General features: G+C 55.4%; 8 protein-coding genes. 7 read left to right on the forward strand and 1 reads right to left on the reverse strand.

Features of this window, described 5'->3' with window-relative positions:
- Positions 1 to 147 precede the first annotated feature (147 nt).
- Positions 148 to 1047: a LysR substrate-binding domain-containing protein gene (locus B5X69_RS19710; RefSeq protein ID WP_176141704.1), complete on the reverse strand. Its 900-nt coding sequence runs from the start codon at positions 1045 to 1047 to the stop codon at positions 148 to 150.
- A 407-nt stretch (positions 1048 to 1454) separates the two neighbouring features.
- Here B5X69_RS19710 and B5X69_RS19715 point away from each other — a divergent pair, with 407 nt between their 5' ends.
- The 7 genes from B5X69_RS19715 to B5X69_RS19740 form a co-directional block, all read left to right on the forward strand.
- Positions 1455 to 2396 (forward strand): hypothetical protein, encoded by a 942-nt coding sequence (locus B5X69_RS19715; RefSeq protein WP_139375897.1) that lies wholly within the window; start codon positions 1455 to 1457, stop codon positions 2394 to 2396.
- Between the two features lie 19 nt (positions 2397 to 2415).
- Positions 2416 to 3381, forward strand: a complete 966-nt coding sequence (locus B5X69_RS19720; protein WP_139375898.1) for a nuclear transport factor 2 family protein — start codon at positions 2416 to 2418, stop codon at positions 3379 to 3381.
- A gap of 188 nt (positions 3382 to 3569) precedes the next feature.
- Entirely contained in the window at positions 3570 to 3818 is a 249-nt protein-coding gene (locus tag B5X69_RS21625) for a cupin domain-containing protein (RefSeq protein ID WP_176141705.1), read from the forward strand.
- 3 nt (positions 3819 to 3821) lie between these two features.
- The gene (locus B5X69_RS19725) at positions 3822 to 4793 is read left to right on the forward strand and encodes an SDR family NAD(P)-dependent oxidoreductase (RefSeq protein WP_079640223.1); all 972 of its coding nucleotides are present in this window, start codon (positions 3822 to 3824) and stop codon (positions 4791 to 4793) included.
- A 334-nt stretch (positions 4794 to 5127) separates the two neighbouring features.
- A complete protein-coding gene (locus B5X69_RS19730) occupies positions 5128 to 7578 on the forward strand; it encodes a TonB-dependent receptor (protein ID WP_079640224.1) in 2451 nt (816 codons plus the stop codon).
- 270 nt (positions 7579 to 7848) lie between these two features.
- Positions 7849 to 9570, forward strand: a complete 1722-nt coding sequence (locus B5X69_RS19735; protein ID WP_176141706.1) for a GMC family oxidoreductase — start codon at positions 7849 to 7851, stop codon at positions 9568 to 9570.
- Positions 9571 to 9870: 300 nt separating this feature from the next.
- Positions 9871 to 10091 (forward strand): hypothetical protein (locus B5X69_RS19740; RefSeq protein ID WP_139375900.1); only part of this gene is annotated, 221 nt, incomplete at its 3' end.

The raw sequence follows: 10091 nt of genomic DNA on the forward strand, positions 1-10091 counted from the left end.
TGAGGTAACGTCGGTCATGGCGGGTGTAGCCTATGGCAATTTCTGTCCCGGAGCAGGGACGGCTTAGACACCCAATTTCTTACTTCAGAACAGAGCTTTACGCTACTCCCGCCTACCGCTCAGACACCCCTTGGTGCATAAGAGCGGTTAAGGATGCATCTCGGCGACATATTGGCGCGTAACCTTGATGAAGTCTTCTCGCAGCGGAGACAGACGTTCGCGGCGCCAAGCCAATGCCGCCATAATGCCGTGGGCCTGTTCCTTTTCAAGCGGAACGAAGGTAATGCTGGGTGAGTCCACGACCGGCCGGGTGTCGAAAAATATCGACGACCCAAGCCCTTGGGCGACGAGGGCTAGGATGATAAACATCGAGTTGCCTTCGAGGACTACGTTGGGTTCGAAGCCCTCTGAGTGGCAGGCTTTCCGTAGTGACGTTACTGCATCCGGCGCTTCTTCATATGGGTAAAGCACCAATGGTTCGGATTTGAGGTCCGCAAGTTGTAGACTCCTCCGCAAAGCTAAGGGAGATCCCGTCGGTACCGCCACCATTCCTGCACTGAAGGATTCCACCTCCAAAAACTCAAGGTCGTGGCATTCAAATATAGGCGGAGTACGCATGAATCCGACATCTAGTGTATTATCTCGCAGTCCATTTATTTGCTCTTCTATCGAGCATTCCAGTATTCGTATTTTGGTGTCCGGATGTATAGCCTGGTAGCGTTTAAGGATGTCTGGAAGGATTTTCAGAACGGTCATCGCAAGGGTACCTACGACCAGGGTGTCGGGTCTGTGCCTGGCCTGTTTGCGTGCCTTCTCAACGGCCTGGTCGGCGGCAGCGATTATCTGGCTCGCCTCTGCTAGAAAATCTGCGCCAGCTACCGTGAGCGAAACGTGCCGTGAAGAACGATTTAGGAGCTGTACTCCAAGGATCCGTTCCAGCCGTTTGATTGCGTGGGAAAGCGCTGGCTGCTCGATTCCGAGCCTCGTAGCGGCCGCTCCGAAGTGCAGCGTTTCCGCCAGCACCTTGAAATAGCGAAGGTAGCGCAAATCCAAATCCATGACCGTGTCGGATGAGTGCTACAGTCAGGGTTGTCAACCTTACGCTGGAAGACGTGCTCTGCCGATCGTGTCCCTTGGAGTGGTATGGCTGGGGGATGCCCCCGATCATGCTGGCAAACCCGACCGGGGTCACCAGCCCTCCGGACCAGGGCTAGGCGAAAGACTCTAGACCCGAGCGGTCCAAAGTTGGGTAGCAGTGCAAAGGTCAGCCACTCTGGCCTCAGGGTTTGCATTAGCGCGAGGTCGCGGCTTGCCGCGAACCGTGGAGCACGGCGCTTCTATCAATCGATCCATGCGTATGTCGCCATTGATACCCCGCTCGTTCTCGACCAACGTCCTTGCCAAAATCTACCGACGGCTCCGCCGAGCGGAGAGGAATAAAAAAGGAATACCTAATGGGAGAGACAAATATTGCGGCGCCCGCATCTAAGGGCCGTATGAAATATTCTGCCTTTGCTGGCCAAGTTAATCCTGCAGGTAGCTCAAGTAAAGTTCTTGAGGCTCTTAATAAGGTTGACCAGCATGTTGTTGGTGAAGAGCTAAATGACATACCGTACATCCTCGAGAGCGTAGCCCAGCCTCCCTTATTTGTTGTTCGACCTTATGGTAAACACCAAATACTTACTGATATGGACTCTATTACGGAGTACTATAACTGGACACGTCGCGAGGCGTTCGAGGTGGAATATACTTTGCCGATCAAGCAGGTCGCTTCCGACTGGTACGTTTTTTGGGAGCAGCTCCCTCGCATGCGCTTTGTTGAAAATTCCGCCGGCGGCAGGGCTGTGGGTAGCGAAATGGATACACATAGCGTCGCGTTCTTCCCCGCTACGGCCGCCGGGGTGATGGAGATGCCTGGTGGCGGTGATCCAGCGTATGAGGCCACGGCATTGGTTGGTGGCAGTGCACCTGCCAAATCTGATCCTACCTTGGAAGCCCGCAATATTATCTCTCACAACACCTTTCTGAAACACCTCCGAAATGGCGATTTGAGTGCGGCTGCAGACCTATTTGTGGAGGGGTGTGGCTGGTTTATCCGAGATTATGTCACATCGGATCCTATCGCTCGCGCCGTCAACAGGGGTCAGGCCCTGGATATGCTGGTCGCCTTCGACGACTTGTACAAGATCGACGGGTTGGCGGTCCTGAATCGTGTCTCGAGCAGTTGGTATATCTTCTCAGAGCAGCTGTTCCAGTTGACCGCGAAACGGGTGACCCCCGAAGGACATGTGGCAGGAGCGCGGCTCCAGCTTCGCACGGCCGGCGTGACCGGCGTGGACGATAAGGGTCGGTTCACAGGGCAGATGGCCTACGGCACCGACGTCGAGACCATCTGACAGGGCGGGGATACATCACATGGATAGCTTGAATTCGAAGGGTTGGCCCCCCGAGCGTCAGCGCGTGTCATCATTTGTGGGTGATGTCCGCCCGGAAGGCGAAGCCGCATCGGTTATCCATAGCATCGGAATGGCCGAATGGCACATAGGCGCCGAGGAGACCAACGACGTAGAACGCGTTGTGAAAAGTCTTAGCGAAAAGAACACACTACATGCTCGACGGAACTTTGATGATCCTGCGTATGACATACTCGATACTGAGTATGACCAGCCCCGCGTCCGATACCGTGGAAGCCGAGACTACTCGGAAACTGTGCATAGCACTTCATTTCGACAAGTGGCAACTGACTGGTATCTGTTCAGCGAGCGCAGCTGGCTTGTGCGGCCTGTGACAGCTGACGAGACTGGCCGCCACGTCGGCGAGGCATATCGCGCCGAGGGTCTGGTCCTCGTTCATACCGAAAGTGACGGAATCATCGGTGAGATGGTCCTCACACGGGATGCAGTCGCGGCGCGGCCCACGGCCTTCCCCGGCTTGGAAGCCGATTACACGCGCGACCTCGAAACTGCTCTGCACCGTCATGACGCTTTGTTGGCGGCCTATGTTGACGGGAATATCGATACGATACTGGAATCGTTCGCCAATGATTACAGCATGTTGGCTCGAAACTATTTTTCGCCTGGACCACATGCGGTCGATTTTAAAGGATCGCAGGAGGTGCGCGGCCATCTCAGCAACATGTTCTCAGCAGTGGATGTCCTTGGTGTGACTGTTCTCAATCGGATCGTCACCGAATGGTACATCTTTGCCGAGATGGACTGGCGCATCCGGGTCAAGGCACCGTTGGAGGACTCAGGCGCGGAATCGGGCAACGTAGCACATTATCGCACAACCGCCATGTACCGGCGCAGCGGCAATGGCCGCTTAGCGGGGGAGCTGGGCTACGGAACACCAATCAGGACCTTACCGGAGGCAGCGAAATGAGAATTGAGGATTGCCATCTCGTCATAACTGACGTCGGCCCTGAAGGACGGTCCCGGGTGGCCCGCCACGATCGAGTATCCACAGTAGCCGCTCACGGCGCCACGGTGGCCCCGCTCTGGATAACTCCGGAAGGAGCGCCTTTTGCGGAGATACCTCCGCCGGGCGGCCTTAGCTGGATCTTGATGGAAATGAAACCCGACAACGCGGGTGGCGGCGAAGGTCTGCCTAACCAGTTCCACACCGGAACGACCACCAATTACACGGTGATCCTCTCGGGTCGCGCAATCCTGCATGTGCAGGAGGGCGAGGTCGAGGTGGGTCCTGGCGACACGGTAGTTCATCGACCACTGGGCGCCCCGCATCGCTGGTCGGTACCAGGACCGCACAATTGCGTCATGGCCTGTATGATGTCGTCTCCAGCCGAAATCAGGAGCTAAGCCATGGGATTGCTAGACGGAAAGGTGGCCATCGTATCGGGCGGCGGACGTGGGATCGGTCGGGCTGTTTCCAAGCTATTCGCCCTGGAAGGCGCCCATGTTTTGATCGTGGATAACGGAAGTGCTCCGGATGGGTCGGGCAACAATAGCCGGGTTGCTGCTTTGGTTGCAGAAGAGATCGAAGCAGAGCGCGGAAGCGCCGTTCCCTGCTTTGCGGACATCACCCGTGGGGACGACGTGAATGGCGTGCTGGATTTGGTTCTCAGCCGTTGGGGGCGCATGGATATCCTTTTCAACGGCGCCGGAAATATCCGACTGGGCACGTTGCTAGACACCTCAATAGAGGACTGGAACTCCATTATGCGCATTCATTTGGAAGGCGCATTCCGTATGGCTCAGATGGCCGCACGTCACTGGCATCGCCATGCTGTCAGAGGCCGGCTGATCAATGTTACTTCTTCAGCAGTAATGGGACACACCAGCTTCTTCGCCTATACGGCAGCGAAGGGCGCGGTCATCAGCATGACCCGGGCTTGCGCGAACACCATGGCGGACTGGGGAGCGACGGCCAACGCCATCGCTCCTGCCGCAGCGACCCGCCATGTTGATTCCATCCAGCTCTCGGCCAAGGAGCATTTCGAAAAGACGGGCAAGCTGCCACATGAAGAGGTGGCCGGCACACCCGCCGACCCCGCGCATGTCGCCCCCATTGCGGCCTGGCTCGCGTCGGATGGGGCCAGCCGTATCAGCGGGCGCGTATTCTCGGCCATGGCGGGCACGTATGGGCTGTGGGCAAACCAGCTGGACGTGCTCCGGACCGTGAGTGGAGATGCGTACAACGGGCGTGAAGAATTGTACCGGGCTTTCGATCACGAGCTTACCCAAGGCCTGAGCATAGACGACCTGACTGAGCGCCAGCCCTACGCCAATTGGGAAACGTGGAGTTGGGAAGGTCCAGCCAGAGAGCAGGTTTGATGAATGGGAGGACATGCTGCTCCACGCCTCGAAAAACGAGCCGGCGCGGCAAAGATCTCTTGATGGGCCACAAGACGACTAGAGCCGCAGCCTCCCGTCAGGCTACTGCAATTCGTTTGCCTTCTACAAGGGGGGCGGCTCTGAACCGGGACAGTGAAACCAACATATTGGTAACGAGATGCAATTTCTTGACTATACTCACGCCGGATATTTAACTACCGCGCTAACGCTATGCCCACGCTGCCTACGCATAATACAAATATACATGCGCAGCTTACCATGACATATAAATATTGTGACATAATATTTTAACTTATTAAGGGAGGATATTTTCATGACGGCGCATATCTATCGTGCTAATGCGGTGTCATTGGCCACCATGGCCTTGGCCATGATTGCGCAACCCGCTTTGGGACAGGACAAAGCTGCTTCTGTCGCCCATTCTCCATCAGGCGACGGCGAACTGGGCGAAATTATCGTCACCGCGCGCAAAGTTGGGGAAAGCTCGCAATCGCTCCCTATTACCGTGACTGCATTCACGGGTGAGGATTTGGCAAACAAGGTCGTCAAAAGTGCGCAGGATCTGCAGGCTGTTACGCCGGGCTTGACCGTGTCGAACAACTCCAGCGGCGGCACGCCCATCTTCGCCGTTCGTGGAACAGCGACCGAGCTTGGTATCGAGGGTGGCGTCGCGGTCTACTTCAATGACGTACCGTTGATTTCGACGGCCGGCATAGCCAATTCCAGTTATGATGTTTCGACCATTGAAATTCTAAAAGGCCCGCAGGGAACGCAGTTCGGTACCAATACCACGGGCGGCACCATTTCGGTGCGCTCAAACCTACCGACTGGCGAGTTCAAAGGCTATGTGATGGCGGGATACGGCAATTTCAATCGGCGCGAACTTGAAGGAATGATCAATATTCCGGTGAACGACGTAGTCCGCTTACGGTTCGCAGGTAATTACGTGAAGCGCGATGGTTATATTAACAACCCAGACAACGGGGGCATCTCCCCAAAGTCCTATCAAAACGAAAACCACTATTCCTTCCGCGGCACACTGTCGATAGAGACTGGATCGCTCAAAAACTATCTCATTGCGGATTACTATAATCGCGATGAAGCGCCCTTTGGCCAAATTCCGACTATATTTGCCCCCAGTTTGTCTGGCGTATACCTGCCAACTCTTTTCCCGCAGGCAAAGCTTGGCGACTATAATACGATCTACCAGGGGCCCAATCCGTCCCCCAATCAAACCAGCCACTTTGGTAAGGCGGACCTGTACGGCATTCAGAACCGAACAGAACTAGAAATTTCCAGTGCATTGTCTTTGCGCAATGTTCTTGGATACCGCAATGATCATACCACGATTTCAGAGGACAATCCCAGTGTCACGCCCGTCGTCGTGGATGTTCTGAGAGACGACAAAACTTCGCAGTGGACCGACGATCTTACACTGCGCTACGAGAACTCCGAACTGGGTCTACGGGCCAGCCTTGGCGGATACTATTCCTTTATGCGCCGGGAAACAGGGTTCAACGTTAATGTGCTGCAGGGGCTTTACGCCTTCTTCGGATTCCCGACCAGTCCAGATTCTGTTATTAACACTAACAATTTCGAGATTAAGACGTTCCGGTCTAGGGCGGTCTATTTCAATGCGGATTATGACCTGACCAGAACCATCACCGCTCAAGGCGGGTTCCGCTACAACTGGGACAGCGTCAATTCGACAGTTACCGCAGGCTCGAACTTGGCGAACCCCGCCACCCCGTTCGGTACGCTTCCGGCTTTTGGCCCAGACTTCTTTCCATCTGCCCACAAGCCGTGCAATGTTAGCAGCATGGTCGGCTATTCAAATTTTAATCCGGCGAATTGCTCGGCGTCGCGCGCTGCGGAATTCAGGGCACCGAGCTGGATGTTTGGAATTACCAATAAGTTTAGCGACAAGGTCTTGGGTTACGCAAAAATCAGCCATGGCTATCTGGCTGGCGGTACGAACTTCACTCTGCGCGACCAGGGGCGCACGACCTTTGATCCTGAAAAGAACACGATGATCGAGATCGGCGTGAAAGCTGACTGGAGACTCGCTGGCCGACCGATCCGTACCAACCTTGCGCTCTATCGCGGAAAGATCACCGACAAACAAGTCTATGCCAATGCCAATTACAATGACCCTCCCGGTAGCACTGGTTTCGGCGTCGTCAATGCCGCAAAGGAGAGCGTGTATGGCTTCGATGTGGAGATGCGGTACTCGCCGGTTGCGGGCCTGACCTTGGATCTCAGCTACAACTATATCAAAGCCAAGTTCGACGAATTCCTCTATCCGGGCCTTGGCGGCAATGGCAATGGCATGCCGAGCGGGTTGCCTGGTGACGCCTTCATTCCAGCAGTGGATTTGAGTGGAACAACGCCCGCGCAGACCCCGAAACATCAGATGAATGTCGCCGCCACCTATGATTGGCCGGTGAGTCCAGATATCGGGAATGTTTCAACTACGTTGTCTGTTTACTACACAAGCAGCATCACGCAAGCAAATCGGCTGAGCGATTTCGACAGAGCCGCGGCTGGTGCGCTAAACACGGTTCCTGGCTATTTCCTCGCAAATGCCTCGTTAAACTGGGGCAATATCATGAAATCGCCGGTCAGCCTGCAGCTTTGGATGCGTAACATCCTCAACAAGCATTACGTAACTGCATCGCAAATCCAGATTGCGACGTTCGGCTGGGCCACCCAAACTTACGGAGCTCCGCGTACATTTGGTGCTTCTGCGAAAGTGATGTTCTGATTGAAGCGTGTGGCTTGCCGGCTTGGAAAGGCCACAGTTTTGATTAAGCTGTGTTTTTCGAAGGATATGGCAAGACCTCACCGAAAATGTGGGCGCCGATATCAAGGTGGATATCGGCGCCGAAAGTCACGTTGCGGGTCGGAGCGCTTTTCTGGATAATTAAGACGACATTGGTATTGGTAACGTATATAATCGATATGTTCCTTATGCTCCAGGCGAATGCCAAGAGTAGATTCAATAGGTATGAGGTATTTCTCCGTGGAATGCGCCGTGGAAGATAATTCGTATTATGATATGATTATCGTCGGTGCTGGAGCGGCGGGCTGTGTGCTAGCAAGCAGACTTTCTGAATTCCCAGATAAGAAAATTCTTTTGATCGAGGCAGGGCCGGACTTACCGCCGGGACAAGAGCATCCTGATATCGTTGATTCCTTTTTCACCTCTCTGTGGAACGATAGCTTCACTTGGTCGGGCCTAATGGCCGAAGCAGGTCCAGCGCCCGGTCACGGCAGCGCCTGGCCGGAAACGTTCTATACACAAGGGTTTGGCGTCGGGGGTGGATCGAACATCAACGGCATGGCCGCCGATCGCGGACAACCTGCTGATTATGACGAGTGGCGAGATCTCGGCGCAACGGGCTGGGGCTGGGACGATGTCCTTCCCTATTTTAACAAACTCGAGCGCGACGCAGACTTTTCGGGGCCGTTGCACGGACAGGATGGGCCGATGCCAGTCAGACGTCTGCGCCCTGAACATTATTCGCCGTTCGCAAGGGGGGTTGAAAAAGTGCTGCGGGAACGAGGCTCCGCCGCAATCGAAGATTATAACGGCGATTTCCGGGATGGTGTCGGTCCGATGCCGATGACATGCCTGGCCGATCGTCGTGTTTCCGCTGCGATGGCCTATTTGGACGCGGATGTTCGCAAGCGGCCGAATCTCACTATTATGGCGGATGCACAAGTCGATCGGGTCATCGTGTATGAAGGTCGTGCCCGTGGCGTTAAATTGCGCTCACGATCGGGCTTTCAGACCTTAAATGCCGCGGAAGTCGTCTTGTCATGCGGTGCGATCTTCAGTCCAGCGCTTTTACTTAGATCCGGAATAGGGTGCACTGAGGAACTTGAGAATCTCGGAATTGAAGTTGTAAAGGAGTTGCCCTGCGTCGGGCGAAATCTTCTAAATCACCCGGGGGTCGCCCTGGTAATGCATCTGCACAGAGCAGCAGAGCAGCCGCGGGACGTCAATGTATGGCAACAGAACGTTCTACGTTATTCGTCTAATATACCTGGATGCACACAGCATGACATGATGTTTTATCCTGCCACCAAACAGTCGTGGCACGAACTTGGACGATCAGTCGGCACGCTGATGTGCATTGTGCAAAAAGCCTATTCGCAGGGTTCAGTCACCCTTGTGAGCAAGGAGCCGGATATATTGCCGCGCGTCCGATTCAATCTGCTCGACGATGAGCGCGATTTCGAGCGGTTGGTAAAGGCGCTGCAGATGTCGCTCGAGATCGCCGAAGATCCGAAAATAAAGAAATTGCGGCATGAGCTCTTCGTGCCGAGCGGCGCAATCGTTGCACGTCTCGCTAGGCGCACCAAGTCCAATGCGATCTTGGCACGCCTTATCGTGCTTGCTCTGCGAATTCCACCGCTTCGCTGGCTGGCGTTGAGAAATGGGCGTGTCGACGTGCGCAAGCTGCTTGGCGATAAGCAGGCCCTTCGCGATTATGTGCGCGCAAATGCCCAGGGTGCCTATCATGTGTGCGGTACCTACCGGATAGGCACGCCGGGCGATCCGAATGTCGTTGTCGATCCTGATTGCAAAGTGGTTGGCTTGTGCGGGCTACGGGTGATTGACGCGTCGATTTTTCCAACCCTCCCGCGCGCACTCACCCATCTGCCGGTGTTGATGGCTGCTGAAAAGATGGCGGACCGGGTCAAGGCGGAGTGGCACGGTGACATCGGCGGCATGATTCCCTCCACCTGAAGTTACGCGAAAGGAGGCAAGTGCTTGACAACTTTCCGTTTGGGGCAGTGGCGGGTTGCTCTTCACCTTTTCGTTGCGAAGAAAGGCGCTGCGGCGACTGAATTCACGTCCCGTGACCCTGGCCGGGTTCCTCTAACCCCCGGTGGACCAGAGAATGGTGTCGGAGCAGGCGGAAAACTCTAGGCCCGAGCGGTCCAAGGTTGGGTAGCAGTGCGCGCAGGCATGGCTCTATGTCCGCGTGGTGGAAGTTCGACAGAAATGAAACTAGGACTAACGACTCATAACCGAGAGGATTGTATGATGCAGGACGCTAAATTGCCGGCGCAGCAGGATGGCGCCCAGCGCGATCGTTCCGATCAGGCCGCCTACCGCGGCCACACCTTCGTTCAGGGGCTCTATCATGCCGACAAGAAGGCGCCGCCGGAAATCCTGCTCGAAACCTCGCGCGATCCGTCGCTCGGCACCGATCCGGTCCCGTCCGACCGCTATTTCTCCCGCGAATTCTATGCGGTCGAGAAGGA

Origin of the sequence: Sphingopyxis flava, assembly GCF_900168005.1 — a bacterium.
GTDB lineage: Bacteria > Pseudomonadota > Alphaproteobacteria > Sphingomonadales > Sphingomonadaceae > Sphingopyxis > Sphingopyxis flava.